The sequence below is a fragment of the Sulfitobacter sp. SK011 genome, from assembly GCF_003352065.1.
Lineage (GTDB): Bacteria > Pseudomonadota > Alphaproteobacteria > Rhodobacterales > Rhodobacteraceae > Sulfitobacter.
The window spans coordinates 3,674,299-3,695,855 of record NZ_CP025803.1 but is presented as its reverse complement, the minus strand read 5'-3'; the positions used below and the strand labels follow the sequence as shown (position 1 = coordinate 3,695,855).

Here is a 21,557-nt window from a genome sequence, read left to right as displayed (position 1 = left end):
AAATGCCCAAGCGTATCCTAACAGGCACCGTTACTTCGGACGCCAACGCCCAGACAGTTACCGTATCCGTAGAACGCCGCTTTACGCACCCGGTTCTGAAGAAGACCATTCGTAAGTCCAAGAAATACCGGGCCCACGATGAGAACAACACATTCAAAGTGGGCGATTCAGTTCGCATCATCGAATGTGCACCAAAGTCGAAAACCAAACGTTGGGAAGTGTTGCAAGCCGCTGAGGTCTGAACCACGCCCACTTAATCGAAACCCTGGGGACCACGCACGCATCGCGCCCCAAAGGTCGGGAGAAACCAAATGATCCAGATGCAGACCAACCTGGATGTTGCTGACAACTCAGGCGCGCGCCGAGTTCAGTGCATCAAGGTACTGGGTGGTTCCAAGCGTAAATACGCATCCGTCGGCGACATTATTGTCGTGTCGGTCAAGGAAGCCATCCCTCGCGGTCGTGTGAAAAAAGGCGACGTCCGCAAGGCCGTCGTTGTTCGCACCGCCAAAGAAGTACGTCGTGACGATGGCACCGCCATCCGTTTCGACCGCAACGCCGCCGTTATTCTCAACAACAACAACGAACCCATCGGTACACGTATCTTTGGCCCGGTTGTTCGTGAGTTGCGTGCGAAAAACTTCATGAAGATCATCTCGCTTGCGCCGGAGGTGCTGTAATGGCTGCTAAACTTCGCAAAGGTGACAAGGTCATCGTGTTGGCTGGTAAAGACAAAGGCAAGACAGGCAGCATTACGTCTGTTGACCCAAAGTCGAACAAAGCCATCGTGGACGGCATCAACATTTCCATCCGCGCCACACGTCAATCACAAGAAAGCCAGGGGGGCCGCATCCCCAAGGCGATGCCGATTGACCTGAGCAACCTCGCAATTGCAGATGCCAATGGCAAAGCAAGCCGCGTGGGTTTCAAAATGGACGGCGACAAGAAAGTCCGTTTCGCCAAGACAACAGGGGATGTGATCTGATGCTTGATAACGCAACATATACGCCTCGGTTGAAGGGCGTTTACAACGACACCATCCGCGCCGCGATGAAAGAACAGTTTGGTTACAAGAACGGGATGCAAATTCCGCGCTTGGACAAGATCGTTCTGAACATCGGCTGTGGTGCTGCTGCTGTCCGTGACAGCAAGAAAGCCAAATCCGCGCAAGAAGACCTGACGCTGATCGCGGGCCAAAAAGCCATGACGACCATCGCCAAGAAATCTATCGCTGGTTTCCGTGTACGTGAAGAGATGCCGATGGGCGCGAAAGTGACCCTGCGCGGCGATCGCATGTACGAATTCCTGGATCGTCTGATCACGGTTGCAATGCCCCGTATCCGCGACTTTCGCGGCGTATCGGGCAAGTCTTTTGACGGGCGTGGCAACTATGCCATGGGCCTCAAAGAGCACCTCGTGTTCCCTGAAATCGATTTTGATAAAATCGACGAAAATTGGGGAATGGATATCGTGATCGCCACAACGGCGAAAACCGACGACGAAGCCAAGGCGCTGTTGAAAGCTTTCAACATGCCCTTCAATTCGTAAGCGGAAGGATTAGACATGGCTAAGAAATCTATGATCGCACGCGAGAAAAAGCGTGAAGCACTGGTCAAGAAGTACGCCGAAAAGCGTGCTGCCTTGAAGGCGATTGTAAGCGACCAGGAAAAGCCGATGGAAGAGCGTTTTCGCGCCTCCCTCGCGCTGGCGAAACTGCCCCGCAACTCTTCTGCTGTGCGTTTGCACAACCGTTGCCAGCTGACAGGCCGTCCGCACGCTTACTACCGTAAACTGAAAATTTCGCGGATCGCGCTGCGGGATCTTGGCTCTGCTGGCCAAATCCCCGGCATGGTCAAGTCAAGCTGGTAAAGGAGCGCATCAGATGAACGATCCTATCGCAGATATGCTGACACGCATCCGTAACTCTTCGATGCGCGGCAAATCCACCGTTGAAACACCAGCTTCCAAGCTGCGTGCATGGGTGTTGGACGTGCTGGCAGACGAGGGCTACATCCGTGGCTACGAAGCAACAACTGGTAAAGACGGCCATCCGGCCATCGAAATCAGCCTGAAGTACTACGAGGGCGAACCTGTTATTCGCGAATTGAAGCGGGTCTCAAAGCCCGGTCGCCGCGTCTATATGGGCGTCAATGACATTCCGGTGGTCCGTCAGGGCCTTGGCGTGTCGATTGTCTCCACCCCCAAGGGTGTGATGTCGGATCAAAGCGCACGCAGCCAGAACGTTGGCGGCGAAGTGCTCTGCACCGTATTCTAAGGAGAGCAAGATGTCTCGTATTGGTAAAAAAGCGGTTGATCTGCCCAGCGGTGTTACCGCATCGGTGAGCGGCCAGACCATTGAAGTGAAAGGTCCCAAGGGAACCCGCACTTTCAAAGCAACGGATGATGTCACGATCACGGTCGACGACAATTCCGTATCCGTGATGCCCCGTGGCAAATCCAAGCGCGCGCGCCAGCAGTGGGGCATGAGCCGCACAATGGTTGCAAACCTGGTCACAGGCGTCACAGATGGCTTTCGCAAAGAGCTGGAGATTCAGGGTGTTGGTTATCGTGCCGCGATCACCGGGAACACGCTGAAACTGAACCTCGGCCTCAGCCACGACGTGGATTACACCGCACCCGAGGGTGTGACTGTAACCGCGCCGAAGCAAACCGAAATCGTTGTGGAAGGCATTGACGAACAGCTTGTTGGTCAGGTCGCTGCGAACATCCGCGCATGGCGCAAGCCCGAGCCCTATAAAGGCAAAGGCATCCGCTATAAGGGTGAGTTCGTGTTCCGCAAAGAAGGCAAGAAGAAGTAAGGACGCATACAATGGCAAACAGCAAAAGACAGTTGTTCTTGAAGCGCCGCATGCGCGTTCGGAACAAGCTTCGCAAAGTGAACGCAGGGCGCATGCGCCTTTCCGTTCATCGCTCCAACAAAAACATCTCCGTGCAGTTGATCGACGATGTGGCTGGCACAACCTTGGCCTCCGCATCCTCGCTTGAAAAAGCACTTGGTGTTGTGGGCAAAAACAACATCGACGCGGCCACCAAAGTGGGTTCGGCAATTGCCGAGCGCGCCAAGAAGGCTGGCGTTGAAAGCGCATATTTTGACCGGGGCGGTTTCCTGTTCCACGGCAAGGTAAAAGCACTGGCCGACGCCGCACGCGAAGGCGGTCTGAAAATATAAGAACGGCGGTGCGCAGTGAATGCGCACCCTACACAACACCGTAGGGTGTGCCTTTATCGCACACCTTCGATGACCGGGGCCTGATTGGCACTTCGGTTGGACAGTTAGGGCGCAGGCCCGCAGATCAAGGAGGCCAGCATGGCCAGAGACGACAACCGTGGCGGCAACCGCCGTAACCAACGTGATGAGACGCCTGAGTTCCAGGACCGCCTTGTCGCGATCAACCGTGTGTCCAAGACCGTAAAAGGTGGTAAGCGTTTTGGCTTTGCCGCTTTGGTCGTGGTCGGCGATCAAAAGGGCCGCGTCGGCTTTGGCAAAGGTAAAGCGAAAGAAGTGCCTGAGGCCATTCGCAAAGCCACAGAGCAGGCCAAGCGTCAGATGATCCGCGTGCAGCTGCGCGAAGGTCGGACGTTGCACCACGACATGGAAGGTCGCCACGGCGCAGGCCGCGTTGTGATGCGGACGGCCCCGGAAGGTACCGGGATCATCGCCGGTGGTCCGATGCGTGCCGTTTTCGAAATGCTGGGCGTTAAGGACGTTGTGTCCAAGTCCATCGGTTCGCAAAACCCGTATAACATGATCCGCGCCACCATGGACGGATTGCGCAAGGAATCTTCACCTCGCTCCGTCGCACAGCGTCGCGGCAAGAAGGTGGCGGACATCCTGCCAAAAACCGACGTCAAAATCGACGAGCAAAGCGATTTGGCCCACAACAGCCCGTCCGCTTCTGCGACAGCAGACGCGTAAGGAGAGAGCATCATGGCTAAAACAATCGTCATCAAACAGATCGGTTCCCCGATCCGCCGCCCCGCCAAACAGAAACAGACACTGATCGGTCTGGGCCTGAACAAAATGCACCGTGTGCGCGAACTGGAAGACACCCCAGCCGTGCGCGGCATGATCAACAAGATCAGCCATATGGTTGAGATTGTGGAAGAGAAGGGATAACGATTTCTTCGCTTCGAAGAAATCGGATCGGAGTTTTTGAAAACTCCGTGTGCCAGAGATTGAGCGCCTCGCAGGAAACTGCGGGGCGTTTTCAATGTTCTGTATCTGATAAACGGCTTTGCAATTTGTCTGCCGCCGCTCCGCTTTTTATCTCTCCAATGATCAACTTACCTGCAATGGTGCCTGCTCCAAAACCTATTGGATTCAAACCAGTTATCAGCGCGCCAATCGCTCCACAAAAAAGTATTACGCCCGCAGGGGCAGTTGTATGTCCCAGTGCTTCTGGCGAAATGTACTCTTGCAGTTTTGGAAGCGCAGAATTTACGTAACGCTCCGTCCAAGATGACAATTTTCTAAGTTCTTTCTCATCCGGTTCATTCGCGAGAGGAAGTATTGTCAGGAGTATTTCAAGATTTCTTGAAAGCGCATCTAGTAAGGCAATCAATCGCTCGCGATGCTCTGGCTTCTCAGCGCCTAGAAAATTATCCTTCCTAATCCGCTCTCGGAATTCGGCTATTGCTTCAAGTGTGCCTCGTGCCAACATGATTATACTCGTGGCGTTCCGTTTGGAATTTTCCCTGACTATATGTTCTGAAACATATCCGGCTACAACTTTATCTGCTAAACTTGGTTGCTTCTCTTCGCTGGTATTAGCAGCCATGGTTCTCAATGCCTCAACCATGATAAGAAAATCATTAAGATCAGTTTGAGTTACAATTTCACTATCCTGAATGCCAATCTCGTTAGCATCATTGAAGACTTGATCTAAAACGAGAAGCGTTTTCTGCGGTTCCGCCTGAAGGCAAAATGAAACAAGTCGATTGCCCTTGGAAGTTCCAAGATCGGCGTACCGTTCACTAGCAATGTCGACTGCCCAATGCTGCATGAACCAGTCTCTGAAGGAGGTGTCAGAGTGGTCTAATACATAGCCGATACCTCGAGGGTGAGAGACAAACTTTTTGATAGCGTGTTTTTGATGAGTAGTGAGCTTGGTCATTATCAATCGGTAGTATGCCCAGAGAGGTTCTTCAAGTGGACTGATATACCCTTGCCGCACTACCTGCTATCCCCTATACGCCCCCAGTGGCCCCGAATCCGGCCATCTTATTTATCAACGCCGCGTTTGCTCACTCCCGTCGCTGGGGAGCATTTCCGGCAAAAGGAGAAGCGACATGAAACTGCATGAACTTTCAGACAACGAAGGTGCCACCAAGAAACGCAAGCGCGTTGGTCGTGGCCCAGGCTCCGGCACCGGTAAGATGGGTGGCCGTGGTATCAAAGGTCAAAAATCCCGCTCAGGTGTGGCGATCAATGGCTACGAAGGCGGCCAAATGCCCCTCTACCAACGTCTGCCAAAGCGTGGCTTTAACAAGCCGAACCGCAAATCCTATGCCGTGGTGAACCTTGGTCTGATCCAGAAATTCATCGACGCCAAAAAGCTCGACGCAAAGAAAGCCATCGACGGCGCGGCATTGGTCGCGTCCGGCCTCGTGCGCCGTGAGCTTGACGGTATCCGCGTGTTGGCCAAGGGTGATATCACCTCCAAAGTCGATTTGCAGGTTGCTGGCGCATCCAAGTCAGCGATCGAAGCGGTGGAAAAAGCGGGCGGCAAACTGACCGTCGCGGCACCGAAAGTGGCCGAAACAACCGCGTAAAGCGGCCTTAAGGCTTGTGAGCGGGCCGCGTCCCGCTTACATAACTTCAAGTTTTCCTTAATGCCGCCTGCCGGAAAACGGTTCGGGCGGTATTTTCGTTATAGAAAAGAGCCCTCACATGGTATCTGCCGTCGAAAACATGGCCGCCAACACCAGCTGGTCCGCGTTGGGCAAAGCAACGGACCTGCGCAACCGCATCCTCTTTACCCTCGGCCTGCTGATCGTTTACCGCCTTGGCACGTTTATCCCGGTGCCTGGCATCGACGGTGGCGCGCTGCGCGACTTTATGGAGCAGGCGGGTCAGGGCATCGGCGGCATGGTCAGCATGTTCACCGGTGGCGCTTTGGGTCGGATGGGTATCTTTGCCCTTGGCATCATGCCCTATATTTCGGCCTCGATCATTGTGCAGCTTCTGACCTCGATGGTGCCTTCGCTTGAGGCAATCAAGAAAGAGGGCGAACAGGGCCGCAAAAAGATCAACCAGTACACGCGCTATGGAACCGTGGCGCTGGCGACGTTGCAGTCTTACGGGTTGGCCGTGTCACTGGAGGCGGGCGATATCGCCGCTGATCCGGGGCTTTATTTCCGCATTGCCTGTATGATCACGCTGGTGGGCGGCACCATGTTCCTGATGTGGCTGGGTGAACAGATCACCGCACGCGGCATTGGCAACGGTATTTCGCTGATCATCTTTGTCGGCATCATCGCCGAGGTTCCTGCGGCGATTGCACAGTTCTTTGCCTCTGGCCGGTCCGGCGCGATCAGCCCGGCGGTGATTATCGCGGTGCTGGTCATGGTGATCGTCACCATCATGTTCGTGGTGTTCATGGAGCGTGCCCAGCGCAAGATCCACATTCAATACCCGCGTCGTCAGGTCGGGATGAAGATGTATGATGGCGGGGCCTCGCACCTGCCGGTAAAAGTGAACCCTGCGGGCGTTATCCCGGCGATCTTTGCCTCATCCTTGCTGTTGCTGCCTGTCACCATCAGCACCTTTTCGGGGAATTCGACCAGCCCGATTATGTCATGGCTTCTGGCGAACTTTGGCCCCGGTCAGCCCCTCTATCTGTTGTTCTTTGTGGCGATGATCGTGTTCTTTGCGTATTTCTATACGTTCAACGTCAGCTTTAAACCCGACGACGTTGCCGAAAACCTCAAGAACCAAAACGGCTTTGTCCCCGGTATCCGTCCCGGTAAAAAGACCGCCGAATATCTGGAATACGTGGTGAACCGGGTTCTGGTTCTAGGTGCGGCCTATCTGGCGGCGGTTTGTATCCTGCCAGAAATCCTGCGCGGGCAGTTTGCCATTCCATTTTATTTTGGCGGCACATCGGTGCTGATTGTGGTATCCGTGACAATGGACACGATTCAACAGGTTCAAAGTCACCTGTTGGCCCATCAATATGAAGGTCTGCTGGAGCGGTCGCAGTTACGCGGCAAAGGTGCTGGCAAAAAAGGCCCACGCAAAAAACGGAGCCCAGTACGTCGATGAACATAATTCTTCTCGGGCCTCCGGGCGCAGGCAAAGGCACACAAGCACGCTATCTGGTTGAGAACCGCAACATGGTCCAGCTTTCCACTGGCGACATGCTGCGCGAGGCCAAGGATTCTGGCACGGAAATGGGCAAGATGGTCGCCGGTGTCATGGCGCGCGGCGAATTGGTCACCGATGAGATTGTCATCGGGCTGATCAAAGAGAAGCTGGAAAGTGATACAACCCACGACGGTTTCATCTTTGATGGCTTTCCCCGCACGTTGGAGCAAGCCGACGCATTGGCGGACTTGATGGAATTTGAAGGGCAACGGATCGACGCCGTGATTGAGATGCGCGTTGACGATGATGCCCTTGTGGAACGGATTACCGCGCGGTCTACCTGCGGCAATTGCGGTGAGGTCTTTAATGACAAAACCAAGCCGATCCCCGCTGATGGCAAATGTGACCACTGCGGCGGCACCGAATTCAAACGCCGTGCCGATGATAACGAAGAAAGCCTCAAGATCCGGTTGATGGCCTACTACAAACAGACCTCGCCGCTGATTGGGTACTACTATGCCAAAGGTTTGCTGAAGGCTGTGAACGGTCTGGGTGAGATCGAAGAGGTGCAGGCTGAGATTGCGGCGGCGCTTAAGGGCTAACGCATGTTCGCATGTCTCATTTTGCCGCTTCGGACCTCATTCTCGGCATGAAATTTTCCCAAGGCACCGGGGCCTGACCGCCGTCTGGGCGCGGCCCGATCAACGCGCCTTGACGCCCTGTGCAAAACCTCCTAATCACCCCTATCTCTAACGAGAATCAATTTGCGACGAGGGTAGCGCCCGACATCGCAAGATCACCTGATCAGCTCAAGCCCGGTGGCCTAATCGCCTCGGGCTAATGTTGTGAAAAAAGGGTCTGGTATGACGGACCCGCAACGAAAAGGAATATGACACGTGGCACGTATTGCCGGCGTAAACATCCCGACTGCAAAGCGGGTTCCAATCGCCCTCACATATATCACTGGTATCGGCAACTCTTCCGCAGAAGCGATCTGCGAAGCGGTTGGTATTGACCGTTCACGTCGCGTGAACGAGCTTTCTGATGCCGAAGTTCTGGCCGTGCGCGAGCACATCGACGCAAACTTCACCGTTGAAGGTGACCTGCGCCGTGACACCCAGATGAACATCAAGCGTCTGATGGACCTTGGTTGCTACCGTGGCCTGCGCCACCGTCGCAACCTGCCGGTTCGTGGTCAGCGTACCCACACCAATGCTCGCACCCGCAAAGGCCCCGCTAAGGCCATTGCCGGCAAGAAGAAATAAGGGAGGGTCTGACCAATGGCACGTGAAAAGACACGCGTTAAGAAGAAGGTTTCCAAGAACATCGCCGCAGGTGTGGCGCATGTGAACTCTTCCTTTAACAACACAAAAATCCTGATCTCTGACGTTCAGGGCAATGCGATTGCATGGTCCTCTGCGGGCACAATGGGTTTCAAGGGGTCACGTAAATCGACACCCTATGCCGCCCAAATGGCAGCAGAAGATGTGGGCCGTAAGGCTGCGGACCACGGCGTGAAAACGCTGGAGGTCGAAGTGCAAGGCCCTGGCTCAGGCCGTGAGAGCGCATTGCGCGCTTTGGCTGCCGCTGGTTTCAACATCACCTCGATCCGTGATGTGACGCCAATGGCCCACAACGGCTGCCGCCCACCAAAGCGCCGCCGCGTCTAAGAGAGATATTTCTATTCGGGGCCGGGTGTTTTGCTCGGCCCCATACCGCTTTTTTGAAACCTCGAGCGTTTGTGTCTTTTGGACATGAAGCACAAACAAGGATGGAGGGACCGCATGATCCATAAAAATTGGGCTGAATTGATTAAGCCAACACAACTTGAAGTCAAACAGGGCAATGACCCTGCGCGTCAGGCAACCGTTGTGGCCGAACCGCTGGAACGCGGTTTTGGTCTGACCATGGGCAACGCGTTGCGTCGCGTTCTGATGTCGTCACTGCAAGGTGCCGCGATCACGTCCGTGCAAATCGACAACGTGCTGCATGAGTTCTCAAGCGTCGCCGGTGTGCGTGAAGACGTCACCGACATCATCCTGAACCTCAAGGGTGTCAGCATCCGTATGGAAGTCGAAGGGCCAAAGCGCCTGTCGATTTCGGCCAAAGGTCCGGGCGTTGTCACGGCTGGCGATATCAGCGAATCCGCTGGCATCGAAATTCTCAACCGTGATCATGTGATCTGTCACCTTGATGACGGCGCGGACGTGTACATGGAACTGACCGTGAACACGGGCAAAGGCTATGTTTCGGCTGAAAAGAACAAGCCAGAGGATGCGCCAATTGGTTTGATCCCAATCGACGCGATCTATAGCCCGGTCAAGAAGGTGTCATATGATGTGCAACCAACCCGCGAAGGTCAGGTGCTGGATTATGACAAACTGACGATGAAGGTCGAAACCGATGGGTCGATCACGCCGGATGACGCCGTGGCGTTTGCCGCGCGTATCCTGCAGGACCAATTGGGTATCTTCGTGAACTTTGACGAACCTGAATCAGCGTCTCATCAGGACGATGACGATGGTTTGGAATTCAACCCGCTGCTCTTGAAGAAAGTGGACGAGTTGGAATTGTCTGTGCGTTCGGCAAACTGCCTCAAGAACGACAACATCGTTTACATCGGCGATCTGATCCAGAAGACCGAAGCGGAAATGCTGCGCACGCCGAACTTTGGCCGCAAGTCCCTGAACGAGATCAAGGAAGTGCTGTCAGGCATGGGTCTGCACCTTGGTATGGACGTCGAGGACTGGCCACCGGACAATATCGAAGACCTCGCCAAGAAGTTCGAGGATTCGTTCTAAACAACAAAGGTGGGCGATGCGCCCACCTTACGACACGACCGGGAATAATTCCCCAATAAGGCCGCTGACACGCATCACGGCTGGTACAAAGTATAAATGCCCGTAGAGGGCCATCTAGGAGACTACAAAATGCGTCACGCACGTGGATACCGCCGCCTGAACCGCACACATGAGCACCGCAAGGCGCTCTGGGCGAACATGGCAGGCTCGCTCATCGAACATGAGCAGATCAAGACAACATTGCCCAAGGCCAAAGAACTGCGCCCGATCATCGAAAAGATGATCACGCTGGCCAAACGTGGTGATTTGCACGCCCGCCGTCAGGCAGCGTCAAAACTGAAAGAAGATCAGTACGTTACCAAACTGTTCGACATCCTTGGCCCACGGTACAAAGATCGCCAGGGTGGTTATGTGCGCGTGCTCAAGGCCGGTTTCCGCTATGGCGACATGGCCCCGATGGCGATCATCGAATTTGTGGACCGTGACCGCGACGCCAAAGGCGCCGGCGACAAAGCCCGTGTGGCCGCCGAAGAAGCAGCTGCAGACGAATAAATTCAAGCCGCATTTTGCGACTGTAAAGCCCCGCCATTGGCGGGGTTTTTTATTTTGTGCGATGCGAAAGCATGACCAGATTGAGCAGAGGAGTTGCGCATCGCCGCAAGGCTGCGCATATCAGGACTATGAGATATTTACTTTTGATCCTTGCCTTGATGGCCGCCCCGCTGGCCGCGCAACAGGTCCCGCAATCGGCCGCACAGATGCAGCTCAGCTTTGTGCCGTTGGTCAAACAGGCCGCCCCGGCCGTCGTCAACATCTATGCCAAGATCATGTCCGCACCCCAGCGCACGCCGCTGCAATCCGATCCGTTTTTTGAGCGGTTCTTTCGGGATCCGTTCTCGGAAAAGCCGCGTGTGCAGAATTCTCTTGGGTCCGGGGTGATCTTGTCCGAGGACGGGATTATCGTGTCGAATTATCATGTGGTCGGAATGGCCACGGATATTCGTGTGGTGTTGAACGACCGGCGCGAATTCAGCGCGCGGGTGCTTTTGAGCGATGCTGATGCGGATCTTGCGATCCTCAAGATTGACGCACCCGAGAGTTTGCCCTTTCTCCCTCTGCGCGAAAGCGATGGGGTTGAGGTGGGTGAATTGACGCTGGCGATTGGAAACCCGTTTGGTGTGGGGCAAACCGTCAGCAGCGGGATTGTGTCCGGTCTGGCGCGGTCAGGTGCCGCGGGCAATGGCGGACTTGGGTATTTCATACAGACCGACGCGCCGATCAATCCCGGCAACTCTGGCGGTGCCTTGATTGATATCGAGGGGCGTTTGATTGGGGTAAATACGTCGATCCTGACCAGATCCGGCGGGTCAAATGGCATCGGTTTTGCGATCCCTGCCGATCTGGTTGCAGCATTTGTTGCGCAGGCGCGTGCAGGTGCTGCGCAGTTTGAGCGGCCTTGGGCGGGGATCAATGGTCAGCCGGTTGATGCGGATATGGCGGGACCCTTGGGCCTGGATCGGCCTGGCGGCATCATTGTGTCCGGCCTGCATGCGGTGAGCCCCTTCTTGACTGCGGGTCTGGCGGTTGGGGATGTCATCGTCTCTGTGGACGGTCAGTTGGTGAACACGCCCGCAGAGATGATCTATCGCATGAGTGTCGCGGGGTCCGGGCAGACAGTCCAAGTGGCGCGGCTGCGCGACGGCCAATCCGCTGAAATCGAGGTGGCGTTGATCGGAGCACCTGATGATCCACCGCGTGCGCAACTGGCCTTGGATGAGCAGAGCATGCTGCCCGGTCTGACCATCGCGCGGGTCAATCCGGCACTGATATCTGAGATGAATTTGCCGTTGGAGGCCACCGGGGTCGTTGTTGTGGATGCAGGTCCGTTTGCGCCGCGCGTGGGCCTGGGTACCGGCGATCTTATTCTCAGCGTCAACGGCGTTGAGATCACGCACCCTGATGAGGTTGCAACTGTGCTTAGTGGGCAGGTGCGGCGTGTTCAGATGCTGATTCAACGTGGTGATCGGCGTATTTCCCTGCGGTTTCGGGTCTGAGCATGGTCGATTTATTCGATAACGGCGCGGCTTTGCCCGACAGCGCCCACCGGCCTTTGGCGGATCGGTTGCGTCCCAAGGCCTTGTCGGAGGTCATCGGCCAGCAAAAGGTACTGGGACCGGACGCACCCCTGACCGTCATGTTGGCCTCTGGTGCGCTAAGCTCGCTTATTTTTTGGGGCCCGCCCGGCGTTGGCAAAACCACCATCGCGCGGTTGCTGGCGGATGAGACGGACCTGCATTTTGTGCAAATATCTGCGATTTTCAGCGGTGTGCCGGAACTGCGCAAAGTATTTGAGGCCGCCAAGATACGGCGTCAAAACGGGCAGGGGACATTGCTTTTCGTTGATGAAATCCATCGCTTTAACAAAGCGCAGCAAGACGGGTTTTTGCCGCATATGGAGGATGGCACCATCCTTCTTGTCGGGGCGACCACGGAAAACCCCAGTTTTGAGCTGAACGCCGCTGTGCTGAGCCGCGCTCAGGTTTTGGTGTTGGAGCGGCTGCCGCTGTCCGATCTGGAGAAACTCGCGCAGCGGGCTGAGCAGGAGGTGGGCAAACCGCTGCCATTGGACGGTCCGGCGCGTGAGGCATTGCTTGAGATGGCGGACGGCGACGGGCGCGCGTTGTTGAACCTGATCGAACAAGTGGTGGCGTGGAAGGGCGAAGGCAAGCTGGATAAAACTGCGCTTGCGACTCGTCTGATGCGCCGGGCGGCGCAATACGACAAGGGCGGCGATGCGCATTACAATCTGATTTCCGCGCTGCACAAGTCGGTGCGAGGGTCGGACCCGGATGCGGCACTTTATTGGTTTGCGCGGATGTTGGAGGGTGGTGAGGATCCACGCTATCTGGCGCGCCGGATCACCCGGATGGCGGTGGAGGACATCGGTCTGGCCGACCCACAGGCGCAGGCGGTGTGTTTGCAATCATGGGAGACCTTTGAACGCCTAGGCAGCCCCGAGGGGGAACTGGCGCTGGCCCAAGCGGTGGCCTATCTGGCGCTCGCCCCGAAATCGAACGCCGCCTATGTTGCCTATAAAGGGGCGCGCAAGGCAGCCAAGGAAACCGGGTCAGAACCGCCGCCAAAGCATATTCTGAATGCGCCGACCAAGATGATGAAAGAACAAGGATACGGCGCGGGTTATGCCTATGACCATGATGCAGAGGATGGGTTTTCGGGGCAGGATTATTTTCCCGAAACCATGAAACGGCCGGTGCTTTATGCCCCGGTTGAACGTGGGTTTGAACGCGAGCTGAAAAAGCGGCTCGATTATTTCACCAAGCTGCGGATGAAACGCGACGACCAGACGTAAGTGCCAGTCAAACTTGACTCTGGCGTCCGCCCGCGCGATGGGATGCGAATGATTTCAACCCTGTCCCTTGTTGCCCTTGGTGGTGCGATTGGCGCGTCTTTGCGTTTCATTTTCGGCACGGTCGCCCTGCGTCTGGCTGGCCCGACCGAATTCCCGTTTGCGATCCTGACTGTAAATGTCATCGGATCCTTTCTGATGGGCTTTTTTGTTGTTGCCGCTGCACATCGCGGGCTGACACACCTTAGCCCCTTTGTGATGACCGGGTTGCTGGGTGGCTTCACCACGTTCTCGGCGTTTTCGCTGGAAACAGTCACGTTGATGGAACGCGGGCAGATTGGGGCGGCGGCTGGATATGTCGCGCTCTCTGTGGGGTTGTCGATAATTGGATTGATGTTGGGCCTATGGTTGGCCCGAGGAGTATTTGTATGAGCCGGGTTCAGACCCTGATTGTGGAAGATGGCGACGGCGACCAGCGGCTGGACCGCTGGTTCAAGCGCACGTTCCCGTTAATCTCGCAGGGGCGCATCGAAAAGATGTGCCGCAAGGGCGACATTCGTGTCGATGGCGGTCGCGTTAAGGCGTCGACGCGGCTGGAGGTTGGTCAACAGGTCCGCATCCCGCCGCTGCCTGATAAAGAAGCACCGCCGCCGCCCAAACGCACGCGGGTGACGGAAGCGGATGCCAAATTCATCCGATCTTGTGTGATTTACCGCGACGATCATGTGATTGCGCTGAACAAACCACCCGGCCTGCCGGTGCAGGGGGGATCTGGGCAATCGGACCGTCATGTTGATGCCTTGGCAGAGGCGTTGATGTTTGATCTGGATGAAAAACCAAGGCTGGTGCACCGGATCGATAAGGATACGTCTGGTGTTCTGTTGATGGCGCGCACCCGGTCGGTTGCGGCGGCACTGACGGCAAGTTTCCGGCACCGGGAGACGCGCAAGATATATTGGGCCGCTGTCGCAGGCGTGCCGCATCCAAAACATGGTCAGATCAAATATGGTCTGGTCAAAGCGGGCGGCCATGGCGCACGGGGCGAAGGCGAAAAGATGATCGCAGTCCATCCGCGTGACGTCGACACAACCGAAGGCGCAAAGCGCGCGGTAACGGACTACGCGGTGCTGGCGCAGGCCGGAACACGCACCTGCTGGGCGGCGCTGATCCCGGTGACGGGCCGCACCCACCAGTTGCGCGCGCACATGGCCGAGATTGGGCATCCGATTGTCGGTGATGGCAAGTATGGTGGATCCGGTCAGGACAACATGGGTGACGGATGGGGCGCACAGCTGGGCGGTGATATCTCGAAAAAGCTGCATCTGCACGCGCGCTCTCTGACAATCGAGCATCCCGTGACCAAAGCACAGCTCAAGTTGATTGCCCCAATGCCGGATCACATGCAGCGCACGTGGGATACGTTTCAGTGGTCCGCCTCTGATGTTCCTGACGATCCGTTTGAGGAGGATTGGGGGTGAGCGCCCCCTTGCGTTTAGTGATCTTTGATGTCGATGGCACGCTTGTAGACAGCCAAGGCGATATTGTCGCAGCGATGACGGCGGCTTTTGCGTCTGTGAAGGTGCCATTGCCACCGCGTGAGACGTTGTTGAGCATTGTCGGGCTGTCTTTGAATGTCGCAATACCCGTCCTTGCGCCTGACGCTGCCAGTGATGTCCATGCGAAGATGGTTCAGGCCTATAAGGACGCCTACATTCAGCTGCGCGCGGATGCCGGTGTGGCGCAGTCATCGCCGCTTTATCCGGGGGCATTGGCGGCACTCAAGATATTGGGCGCAAGGCCGGATACGTTGTTAGGTGTGGCGACGGGAAAATCGCGACGTGGTCTGGACAAGCTGATCGAAGGTCATGCGCTGCATGACGTATTTATTACTCAACAGGTTGCGGATTTTCATCCGTCAAAACCACACCCATCGATGATCCTGCAGGCGATGACGGATGCAGGCGTGACCGCTGACAACACCGTGATGATCGGCGATACCAGCTTTGACATGGATATGGCGGTGGCTGCTGGGGTCAGAGGCATTGGCGTAAGCTGGGGCTATCATGGCCGCGAAAAGCTGGGCAATGCCCACTTGGTGATTGACGGATTTGCTGATCTGCTTCCGACCCTTCAATCGGTATGGGGTGAGGCGAGATGAGCGACTGGAAAGCAAAACGATTCTGGAAAGAAGCTGTTGTCGTGCCTTCAACGGGTGGCTTTACCATCGAGCTTGATGGGCGATTGGTCAAAACGCCTGCCAAACGCCCGCTGATCTTACCAACTGAGGTGATCGCAGATGCTGTTGCTGCAGAATGGCAGGCCCAAGAGGGTGTGATCAAACCTCAGACCATGCCAGTGACCAAAACCGCCAACGCCGCGATTGACAAAGTGTCGGTGCAGCACGCTGAGGTCGCGGATATGCTGGCGGCCTACGGCGACGCTGATTTGATGTGTTACCGCGCCGAGGCCCCCGAGGCGCTGGTTGCAAGGCAGACGGCGCAATGGGATCCTATGCTGGATTGGGCGGAACAAGCGCTGAATGTTCGGTTGCAGACCCGCCCTGGTGTGATCCATCAGCCCCAGGACCCTGTTGAATTGCATAAACTCAGCGCCCGAACGCACGCGTTTGACGCCTTTGAACTGACCGCATTTCATGATCTGGTCAGTCTGTCAGGCTCACTTATTTTGGGGTTTGCTGCCACACTTGAAGCACGCGACCCACAAGAGCTGTGGGACCTATCGCGGTTAGACGAAATCTGGCAGGCTGAACAATGGGGTCACGACGACGATGCCGAAGCGATGGCAGCACTGAAAAAGGCTGGTTTCCTGCATGCCTGCCGCATGTTCCGGCTTTGTCAGACCAATTAATACGGTTTTAATCGCCTTACACGGGTCTCAGAGCCTTGGTTTACGCGATTTTGAACAACCCACCCTTGACCTTCAAATGGGAATCCGACCACACTGCGGGCGACTGAGTAGAGATCACTTTGCACAGTATCACCTCCGGCTTCAAAAGAGGTCGGTTTAACCGCCCATAAACGCGGCGGAATATCAGGAAGAGGTAACAATGAAAAAATCCGTAATTTTTGGCGCGCTGACCGTAGCTGGTCTTGCTGCCGGTGCCGCAGCAGCTGGCACAATTGACGACGTGAAAGCGCGCGGCAAGCTGAACTGTGGTGTGACAACCGGTCTGGTTGGTTTCGCTGCTCCGGACGCCAATGGCGTTTGGGATGGCTTTGACGTCGCGGTCTGCCGCGCTGTTGCAGCCGCGGTTCTGAATGATCCGACAGCTGTTGAATTCATTCCAACAACGGGCAAAACACGCTTTACCGCGCTGGCGTCTGGCGAAATCGACATGTTGGCTCGTAACACAACATGGACATTCTCACGTGATGTCGACCTTAAGTTCGATTTCATCGGCGTGAACTACTATGACGGCCAAGGCTTCATGGTACCCAAAGCACTGGGTGTTTCATCTGCCAAGGATCTGGACGGCGCAACCGTCTGCATTCAGACCGGTACAACAACAGAGCTGAACCTCGCGGATTTCTTCCGTGCGAACAACATCAGCTATGAGCCGGTGCCAATTGAAACAAACGCCGAAGGCCAGCAGCAGTACCTTGCCGGTGCCTGCGACACGTACACCACAGACGCATCCGGTCTGGCTGCGACACGTGCGACCTTTGAAAACCCAGGCGATCACGTTTTGCTGCCTGAGATCATTTCAAAAGAACCACTTGGCCCGCTTGTTCGCCATGGCGACAACGAATGGGGTGACGTTGTCCGTTGGACATTGAACGCACTGATCGCAGCGGAAGAGCTGGGTGTGTCATCGGCCAACATCGAAGAGATGGCTGGCAACACCACCAACCCCGAGGTTGCCCGTCTGTTGGGTACCGAAGGTACATTGGGTGAAATGCTGGGTCTTGACGCTGGCTGGGCCAAAGCGGCCATTATGGCTGGTGGCAACTATGGCGAAATCTTTGCCAAGAACATTGGCGAAGAAACACCAATCGGTCTGGCCCGTGGCCTGAACGCACAGTGGACAGATGGCGGGCTGCTTTATACGCCTCCGTTCCGCTAAGAACTGATGCCAAAGGGCGCGAGGATCACCTCGCGCCCTTTGCGCTTAGACGATTATGCTGCACATAAGATGCAGTGGGACGACCAATAAATGACCCGGCCACGCATCAAAAAGATGCACCATAAAAAAGGCCAGGGACACAGGGAACAGTTTCATGACGACACTCACCGACGCCCCGAAGGGAGAGTTCCGGCTCTCCATGCTATTGTACGATACGCGCTATCGCGCAATGACAATGCAAGCCATTGCCTTGATCTTACTGGTTGCGGCCTTTTGGTATCTTGGCTCCAACCTTGCCGCGAACCTCCGCGCCGCTGGCCTGAATATCAGCTATGAATTCTTGGGCAGCCCCGCCGGGTATGACATCAACCAGACGCTTATCTCTTATACCAGCCAGTCCTCGAACCTTCAGGCGGCCTGGGTCGGGATTCTAAACACGCTACTGGTTGCTTTTCTGGCTTGTATTACCGCCACCATCTTTGGCGTGCTCGCCGGGGTGCTGCGCCTTTCCAAAAACTGGCTGGTGCGCAAGTTGATGTCTTTTTACGTCGAGATATTCCGCAACATCCCGGTGCTGATCTGGATTTTGATCATCTATACGATCATGACGGTTTCCATGCCTGCGCCGAACGCGTTCCGGGGTGAAACGCCAAGCTCGACCTTGTTCCTGGATGCGGTCGCCTTTACCAACCGTGGCGTCTATATTCCATCTCCTGTCTGGGGACCGGGATCAATGGTGGTCGTGGCAACGTTTCTCTTGTCGATAATCGGTGTGTTCGCGTATCGCCGATATGCCACAAAGCTGCTGTTTGATACGGGCCGCCTGTTGCCAATGCTCTGGCCATCAATTGCGATCTTTTTCGTACCGACGATCCTGATGTACTTCATCATGGGGTCACCGATCGGGCTCGATTATCCTGCACTTAAAGGCTTTAACTTTCAGGGGGGGCTGCAGATTGGTGCGCCCTTGATCGCACTGTGGTTCGCTTTGTCGATCTATACCGGTGCCTTTATCGCTGAAAACGTCCGTGCTGGCATTCAAGCGGTTTCACGTGGCCAAACCGAAGCGGCATCTGCGCTGGGCCTGCGTCCCGGTCGTGTGATGAACCTTGTGGTGCTGCCACAGGCGTTGAGGGTGATCATTCCACCGCTCATTTCACAATACCTGAACATCACCAAAAACTCGTCACTGGCGATTTTGGTGGGCTATGCGGACATCACAGCGACCCTTGGCGGGATTACCCTCAACCAAACAGGCCGCGCGATTGAATGCGTCCTGCTGCTGATGTTGTTCTATCTGATCATATCGCTGTCGATCTCGCTGGTGATGAACGTCTACAACAATGCCACCAAGCTGAAGGAGCGTTAAGCCATGTCAGATACACATGCACAATCCGTCGCTTTTGTCCGTGAAACGGCGCTGCCTCCGGTGGCACCACCCACGGCGGCAAGTGGCCCTGTTCTTTGGATGCGCACCAATCTTTTTGCCACATGGCCGAATGCGCTTCTGACCGTTGCGGCGATCTATGTGATCTATGTGATCCTGACAGCAACCTTGCCTTGGATGCTGAACGGACTTTGGAACACTACAAGTCTGGCAGAATGCCGCGAAGCCCTTGATGGGGTGACCGGCGCATGCTTTTCGGTTCTGACAGAACGCTGGAACCAGCTTTTGTTTGGGTTTACCTATCCAAGTGACAGCTACTGGCGTCCGACGCTCGCATTCGTGCTGCTGTTTGTAGCCGCCGCACCGGTGTTGTTCTTTGACCTGCCCCGCAAGTTGTTGCTTTTCACAGGCGTCTATCCATTTCTTGCCTATTGGCTGATTTGGGGCGGCACGATCTTTGTGCCAATTCTGGCGCTCCTGGGTTTTGTCGCGGGCTATTTCGTTTATGAACGGTTCGTAAAAAACAGCTTTGCCGCAGGGTTCTTTGGCGGGATCGCCGTCGCCTGTGTGGTCTGGTACATCGGTGGCCTGCTGATCCCTGCCGGCGCGTCTGACAATGCGATGCTTGCCGCTGTACCCAGCCGCAATCTGGGTGGTTTCATGCTGAACATGATGCTGGGCGTGACATGTGTGTCATTGTCAGTACCGATCGGGATCGCGCTCGCATTGGGGCGTCAATCCAACCTGCCGGTCGTCAAGATGATCAGCGTTTTGTTCATCGAATTCATCCGGGGCGTCCCGTTGATCACGCTGCTTTTTGTGGCGAATGTCATGCTGGCGTATTTCTTTCCACCGGATGCGACGGTTGATTTGTTCCTGCGCGTGGTGATCATGATCACGATGTTCTCGTCGGCCTATATCGCCGAAGTGATACGGGGTGGTCTGGCTGCCTTGCCAAAAGGACAATATGAAGCGGGCGATTCACTGGGGTTGGACTATGCGCAATCCATGCGGCTGATCATCCTGCCGCAGGCGCTTAAGATCTCGATCCCCGGTATCGTCAATATCGCCGTGGGCTTGTTCAAGGACACCACGCTGGTTTCCGTGATCTCGCTTTTCGACATTGTCGGTATGATCCGCGGGCCGATCCTTGCCTCTACAGACTGGAACGGAGTCTATTGGGAACTCTTTATGTTCGCTGCCGTCCTGTTCTTCATCGTTTGCTATGGCATTTCACAATATTCGCAGTGGCTTGAACGCCGCCTCGCGACAGATCACCGTTAAGAAAGGGCTAAACAATGGCCGAAGCAAAACAGATGCAAGTATCCGACGAAATCGCGATCAGCATTAACAGTATGAACAAATGGTACGGCACATTCCATGTGCTGCGCGACATTGATCTGACCGTCCATCGCGGCGAACGGATCGTGATTTGCGGGCCGTCCGGTTCTGGTAAATCCACGCTGATCCGCTGCATCAACGCGCTGGAAGAGCATCAAAAAGGAACGATTGAGGTGGACGGCACATTGTTGTCCTCGGACCTCAAGAACATCGACAAGATCCGGTCGGAAGTCGGCATGTGCTTTCAGCACTTCAACTTGTTCCCACATCTCACAATCCTTGAGAATTGTACGCTGGCTCCGATCTGGGTGCGGAAAACACCCAAGAAAGAGGCCGAAGAAACGGCGATGCATTTCTTGAAAAAGGTTAAGATCCCGGAACAGGCGGATAAATATCCCGGTCAGCTTTCCGGTGGTCAGCAACAGCGTGTGGCGATTGCGCGTTCGTTGTGCATGCGCCCACGTATCATGCTTTTCGATGAACCAACATCGGCGCTTGATCCTGAGATGATCAAGGAGGTTCTCGACACCATGATCGAGCTTGCCGAAGAAGGCATGACCATGCTCTGCGTCACGCACGAGATGGGCTTTGCCCGTCAGGTTGCGAACCGGGTTATCTTTATGGATGAAGGGCAGATCGTCGAACAGAATGAGCCTGAAGAGTTCTTTAACAACCCAAAATCGCCCCGGACGCAGCTGTTCCTGAGCCAGATTCTGGGTCACTAAGACCGGCGGGGTCCTGGCCCCACCAGCACAGAATTACAGATCGCGCGGCACGACAAAGTGTCGCGCGACTGCGTTTCCCCAATCTGCATCACGCCAGTGATCAATCTCAAAATCAGCGACCAGCGTGGCACCTGTCGGGTATTGATTAAATTTCGGGTGGTCCGGTGGTGTCGAAACCAGCTGTGCCGCAGTGATTGAGATACCGGGATTATGCCCCAACATCAGCACCACGTTTCCCGTCGCCTGACGCAAGGCCGCCAACAAGTCGTTGTGTGTGGCAAGATAAAGATCACGTGTGAAAGTCGTCGGCGTATCATCGGCCAGTCCAAGCCCGATGAAAGTCTGACCTGTGCGCTTCGACGACGAGCTTAGGACCTGATCTGGCAACAGATCCTGCGCGCGAAGCCAATCCCCAAGCGCTTGGGCCGCTGCCACGCCGCGCGCATTCAGTGGCCTGTCGTGATCAGACCCGGCCCCAGCGGACCAATCTGATTTTGCGTGTCGCATCAGGATTAGGCGTTTCAT

29 protein-coding genes are annotated in these 21,557 nt (G+C 55.6%); 27 read left to right on the top strand and 2 right to left on the bottom strand.

The features are described 5' to 3' along the window. The first annotated feature begins 2 nt into the window (after positions 1–2). The 10 genes from rpsQ to rpmD all read left to right on the top strand — a co-directional run bounded on the left by rpsQ (position 3) and on the right by rpmD (position 4,138). The gene (gene rpsQ, locus C1J02_RS18175; protein WP_114879828.1) at positions 3–242 is read left to right on the top strand and encodes a 30S ribosomal protein S17; all 240 of its coding nucleotides are present in this window, start codon (positions 3–5) and stop codon (positions 240–242) included. A 69-nt stretch (positions 243–311) separates the two neighbouring features. Beyond that, on the top strand, positions 312–680 hold the full coding sequence (rplN, locus tag C1J02_RS18170; RefSeq protein ID WP_013963207.1) for a 50S ribosomal protein L14: 369 nt from the start codon (positions 312–314) through the stop codon (positions 678–680). Further along, complete coding sequence (gene rplX / locus C1J02_RS18165) at positions 680–985, top strand: 50S ribosomal protein L24 (protein WP_114879827.1); 306 nt, start codon at positions 680–682, stop codon at positions 983–985. The genes rplN and rplX overlap by 1 nt, the downstream gene beginning before the upstream one ends. Further along, positions 985–1,548 carry a 50S ribosomal protein L5 gene (gene rplE / locus C1J02_RS18160; protein ID WP_114879826.1) on the top strand — a complete coding sequence of 188 codons (564 nt, stop codon included), beginning with the start codon at positions 985–987 and terminating at the stop codon, positions 1,546–1,548. The genes rplX and rplE overlap by 1 nt, the downstream gene beginning before the upstream one ends. A 15-nt stretch (positions 1,549–1,563) precedes the next feature. Further along, a complete protein-coding gene (rpsN, locus tag C1J02_RS18155) occupies positions 1,564–1,869 on the top strand; it encodes a 30S ribosomal protein S14 (RefSeq protein WP_114879825.1) in 306 nt (101 codons plus the stop codon). Between the two features lie 13 nt (positions 1,870–1,882). Further along, entirely contained in the window at positions 1,883–2,275 is a 393-nt protein-coding gene (gene rpsH / locus C1J02_RS18150) for a 30S ribosomal protein S8 (RefSeq protein ID WP_114879824.1), read from the top strand. Between the two features lie 10 nt (positions 2,276–2,285). Next, on the top strand, positions 2,286–2,819 hold the full coding sequence (gene rplF / locus C1J02_RS18145) for a 50S ribosomal protein L6 (RefSeq protein ID WP_114879823.1): 534 nt from the start codon (positions 2,286–2,288) through the stop codon (positions 2,817–2,819). Between the two features lie 11 nt (positions 2,820–2,830). Next, positions 2,831–3,190 (top strand): 50S ribosomal protein L18, encoded by a 360-nt coding sequence (gene rplR / locus C1J02_RS18140; protein WP_114879822.1) that lies wholly within the window; start codon positions 2,831–2,833, stop codon positions 3,188–3,190. 138 nt (positions 3,191–3,328) lie between these two features. Further along, positions 3,329–3,937, top strand: coding sequence for a 30S ribosomal protein S5 (gene rpsE, locus C1J02_RS18135; protein ID WP_114879821.1), 609 nt, complete (start codon positions 3,329–3,331; stop codon positions 3,935–3,937). Positions 3,938–3,949: 12 nt separating this feature from the next. Beyond that, positions 3,950–4,138, top strand: a complete 189-nt coding sequence (gene rpmD, locus C1J02_RS18130; RefSeq protein WP_114879820.1) for a 50S ribosomal protein L30 — start codon at positions 3,950–3,952, stop codon at positions 4,136–4,138. A 91-nt stretch (positions 4,139–4,229) separates the two neighbouring features. Here rpmD and C1J02_RS18125 read toward each other — a convergent pair whose 3' ends face one another. Further along, entirely contained in the window at positions 4,230–5,135 is a 906-nt protein-coding gene (locus C1J02_RS18125; protein ID WP_114879819.1) for a hypothetical protein, read from the bottom strand. A gap of 175 nt (positions 5,136–5,310) precedes the next feature. On the opposite strand from C1J02_RS18125, the gene rplO reads away from it, so the two are divergent. The 17 genes from rplO to C1J02_RS18040 all read left to right on the top strand — a co-directional run bounded on the left by rplO (position 5,311) and on the right by C1J02_RS18040 (position 21,032). Then, positions 5,311–5,793 carry a 50S ribosomal protein L15 gene (gene rplO, locus C1J02_RS18120; RefSeq protein ID WP_114879818.1) on the top strand — a complete coding sequence of 161 codons (483 nt, stop codon included), beginning with the start codon at positions 5,311–5,313 and terminating at the stop codon, positions 5,791–5,793. A gap of 118 nt (positions 5,794–5,911) precedes the next feature. Beyond that, positions 5,912–7,285, top strand: a complete 1,374-nt coding sequence (gene secY, locus C1J02_RS18115) for a preprotein translocase subunit SecY (RefSeq protein WP_114879817.1) — start codon at positions 5,912–5,914, stop codon at positions 7,283–7,285. Beyond that, a complete protein-coding gene (locus C1J02_RS18110) occupies positions 7,282–7,929 on the top strand; it encodes an adenylate kinase (RefSeq protein ID WP_114879816.1) in 648 nt (215 codons plus the stop codon). The genes secY and C1J02_RS18110 overlap by 4 nt, the downstream gene beginning before the upstream one ends. Positions 7,930–8,223: 294 nt before the next feature. Further along, positions 8,224–8,592, top strand: coding sequence for a 30S ribosomal protein S13 (gene rpsM / locus C1J02_RS18105; RefSeq protein ID WP_114879815.1), 369 nt, complete (start codon positions 8,224–8,226; stop codon positions 8,590–8,592). Positions 8,593–8,607: 15 nt separating this feature from the next. Continuing rightward, positions 8,608–8,997 carry a 30S ribosomal protein S11 gene (gene rpsK, locus C1J02_RS18100; protein ID WP_114879814.1) on the top strand — a complete coding sequence of 130 codons (390 nt, stop codon included), beginning with the start codon at positions 8,608–8,610 and terminating at the stop codon, positions 8,995–8,997. A gap of 114 nt (positions 8,998–9,111) precedes the next feature. Continuing rightward, positions 9,112–10,128 carry a DNA-directed RNA polymerase subunit alpha gene (locus C1J02_RS18095; RefSeq protein WP_114879813.1) on the top strand — a complete coding sequence of 339 codons (1,017 nt, stop codon included), beginning with the start codon at positions 9,112–9,114 and terminating at the stop codon, positions 10,126–10,128. 129 nt (positions 10,129–10,257) lie between these two features. Further along, a complete protein-coding gene (rplQ, locus tag C1J02_RS18090; protein ID WP_114879812.1) occupies positions 10,258–10,680 on the top strand; it encodes a 50S ribosomal protein L17 in 423 nt (140 codons plus the stop codon). A 128-nt stretch (positions 10,681–10,808) separates the two neighbouring features. Next, positions 10,809–12,182: a trypsin-like peptidase domain-containing protein gene (locus C1J02_RS18085; RefSeq protein WP_114879811.1), complete on the top strand. Its 1,374-nt coding sequence runs from the start codon at positions 10,809–10,811 to the stop codon at positions 12,180–12,182. Between the two features lie 2 nt (positions 12,183–12,184). Further along, positions 12,185–13,498 carry a replication-associated recombination protein A gene (locus C1J02_RS18080; RefSeq protein ID WP_114879810.1) on the top strand — a complete coding sequence of 438 codons (1,314 nt, stop codon included), beginning with the start codon at positions 12,185–12,187 and terminating at the stop codon, positions 13,496–13,498. 48 nt (positions 13,499–13,546) lie between these two features. After that, positions 13,547–13,927, top strand: coding sequence for a fluoride efflux transporter CrcB (gene crcB, locus C1J02_RS18075; RefSeq protein ID WP_114880701.1), 381 nt, complete (start codon positions 13,547–13,549; stop codon positions 13,925–13,927). Then, on the top strand, positions 13,924–14,973 hold the full coding sequence (locus C1J02_RS18070; protein ID WP_114879809.1) for an RluA family pseudouridine synthase: 1,050 nt from the start codon (positions 13,924–13,926) through the stop codon (positions 14,971–14,973). The genes crcB and C1J02_RS18070 overlap by 4 nt, the downstream gene beginning before the upstream one ends. Further along, a complete protein-coding gene (locus C1J02_RS18065) occupies positions 14,970–15,653 on the top strand; it encodes an HAD-IA family hydrolase (RefSeq protein WP_114879808.1) in 684 nt (227 codons plus the stop codon). Before C1J02_RS18070 ends, C1J02_RS18065 begins: the two co-directional genes overlap by 4 nt. Beyond that, positions 15,650–16,363: an ATP12 family chaperone protein gene (locus C1J02_RS18060; RefSeq protein ID WP_114879807.1), complete on the top strand. Its 714-nt coding sequence runs from the start codon at positions 15,650–15,652 to the stop codon at positions 16,361–16,363. The genes C1J02_RS18065 and C1J02_RS18060 overlap by 4 nt, the downstream gene beginning before the upstream one ends. Positions 16,364–16,562: 199 nt before the next feature. Then, positions 16,563–17,579, top strand: a complete 1,017-nt coding sequence (locus C1J02_RS18055; RefSeq protein WP_114879806.1) for an amino acid ABC transporter substrate-binding protein — start codon at positions 16,563–16,565, stop codon at positions 17,577–17,579. Between the two features lie 154 nt (positions 17,580–17,733). Next, complete coding sequence (locus C1J02_RS18050) at positions 17,734–18,948, top strand: amino acid ABC transporter permease (protein ID WP_114879805.1); 1,215 nt, start codon at positions 17,734–17,736, stop codon at positions 18,946–18,948. 3 nt (positions 18,949–18,951) lie between these two features. After that, the gene (locus C1J02_RS18045) at positions 18,952–20,250 is read left to right on the top strand and encodes an amino acid ABC transporter permease (protein WP_114879804.1); all 1,299 of its coding nucleotides are present in this window, start codon (positions 18,952–18,954) and stop codon (positions 20,248–20,250) included. A gap of 14 nt (positions 20,251–20,264) precedes the next feature. Further along, the gene (locus tag C1J02_RS18040) at positions 20,265–21,032 is read left to right on the top strand and encodes an amino acid ABC transporter ATP-binding protein (RefSeq protein WP_114879803.1); all 768 of its coding nucleotides are present in this window, start codon (positions 20,265–20,267) and stop codon (positions 21,030–21,032) included. 33 nt (positions 21,033–21,065) lie between these two features. Here the strand turns inward: C1J02_RS18040 and C1J02_RS18035 are convergent, their stop codons facing one another. Continuing rightward, the gene (locus tag C1J02_RS18035; RefSeq protein ID WP_114879802.1) at positions 21,066–21,557 is read right to left on the bottom strand and encodes a histidine phosphatase family protein; all 492 of its coding nucleotides are present in this window, start codon (positions 21,555–21,557) and stop codon (positions 21,066–21,068) included.

Bases quoted from the DNA above. Each gene is read 5' to 3' on its own strand.
- rplR (WP_114879822.1), top strand. From the start codon at position 2,831: ATGGCAAACAGCAAAAGACAGTTGTTCTTGAAGCGCCGCATGCGCGTT.
- rplF (WP_114879823.1), top strand. From the start codon at position 2,286: ATGTCTCGTATTGGTAAAAAAGCGGTTGATCTGCCCAGCGGTGTTACC.
- rpsN (WP_114879825.1), top strand. From the start codon at position 1,564: ATGGCTAAGAAATCTATGATCGCACGCGAGAAAAAGCGTGAAGCACTG.
- C1J02_RS18095 (WP_114879813.1), top strand. From the start codon at position 9,112: ATGATCCATAAAAATTGGGCTGAATTGATTAAGCCAACACAACTTGAA.
- C1J02_RS18080 (WP_114879810.1), top strand. From the start codon at position 12,185: ATGGTCGATTTATTCGATAACGGCGCGGCTTTGCCCGACAGCGCCCAC.
- rplO (WP_114879818.1), top strand. From the start codon at position 5,311: ATGAAACTGCATGAACTTTCAGACAACGAAGGTGCCACCAAGAAACGC.
- rpsQ (WP_114879828.1), top strand. From the start codon at position 3: ATGCCCAAGCGTATCCTAACAGGCACCGTTACTTCGGACGCCAACGCC.
- C1J02_RS18085 (WP_114879811.1), top strand. From the start codon at position 10,809: ATGAGATATTTACTTTTGATCCTTGCCTTGATGGCCGCCCCGCTGGCC.
- secY (WP_114879817.1), top strand. From the start codon at position 5,912: ATGGTATCTGCCGTCGAAAACATGGCCGCCAACACCAGCTGGTCCGCG.
- C1J02_RS18045 (WP_114879804.1), top strand. From the start codon at position 18,952: ATGTCAGATACACATGCACAATCCGTCGCTTTTGTCCGTGAAACGGCG.
- C1J02_RS18035 (WP_114879802.1), bottom strand. From the start codon at position 21,557: ATGAAACGCCTAATCCTGATGCGACACGCAAAATCAGATTGGTCCGCT.
- C1J02_RS18040 (WP_114879803.1), top strand. From the start codon at position 20,265: ATGGCCGAAGCAAAACAGATGCAAGTATCCGACGAAATCGCGATCAGC.
- C1J02_RS18125 (WP_114879819.1), bottom strand. From the start codon at position 5,135: ATGACCAAGCTCACTACTCATCAAAAACACGCTATCAAAAAGTTTGTC.
- rpsK (WP_114879814.1), top strand. From the start codon at position 8,608: ATGGCACGTGAAAAGACACGCGTTAAGAAGAAGGTTTCCAAGAACATC.
- C1J02_RS18110 (WP_114879816.1), top strand. From the start codon at position 7,282: ATGAACATAATTCTTCTCGGGCCTCCGGGCGCAGGCAAAGGCACACAA.
- rpmD (WP_114879820.1), top strand. From the start codon at position 3,950: ATGGCTAAAACAATCGTCATCAAACAGATCGGTTCCCCGATCCGCCGC.
- rplN (WP_013963207.1), top strand. From the start codon at position 312: ATGATCCAGATGCAGACCAACCTGGATGTTGCTGACAACTCAGGCGCG.
- crcB (WP_114880701.1), top strand. From the start codon at position 13,547: ATGATTTCAACCCTGTCCCTTGTTGCCCTTGGTGGTGCGATTGGCGCG.
- rpsH (WP_114879824.1), top strand. From the start codon at position 1,883: ATGAACGATCCTATCGCAGATATGCTGACACGCATCCGTAACTCTTCG.
- rpsE (WP_114879821.1), top strand. From the start codon at position 3,329: ATGGCCAGAGACGACAACCGTGGCGGCAACCGCCGTAACCAACGTGAT.
- rplQ (WP_114879812.1), top strand. From the start codon at position 10,258: ATGCGTCACGCACGTGGATACCGCCGCCTGAACCGCACACATGAGCAC.
- C1J02_RS18055 (WP_114879806.1), top strand. From the start codon at position 16,563: ATGAAAAAATCCGTAATTTTTGGCGCGCTGACCGTAGCTGGTCTTGCT.
- rplE (WP_114879826.1), top strand. From the start codon at position 985: ATGCTTGATAACGCAACATATACGCCTCGGTTGAAGGGCGTTTACAAC.
- C1J02_RS18060 (WP_114879807.1), top strand. From the start codon at position 15,650: ATGAGCGACTGGAAAGCAAAACGATTCTGGAAAGAAGCTGTTGTCGTG.
- rplX (WP_114879827.1), top strand. From the start codon at position 680: ATGGCTGCTAAACTTCGCAAAGGTGACAAGGTCATCGTGTTGGCTGGT.
- C1J02_RS18070 (WP_114879809.1), top strand. From the start codon at position 13,924: ATGAGCCGGGTTCAGACCCTGATTGTGGAAGATGGCGACGGCGACCAG.
- C1J02_RS18050 (WP_114879805.1), top strand. From the start codon at position 17,734: ATGACGACACTCACCGACGCCCCGAAGGGAGAGTTCCGGCTCTCCATG.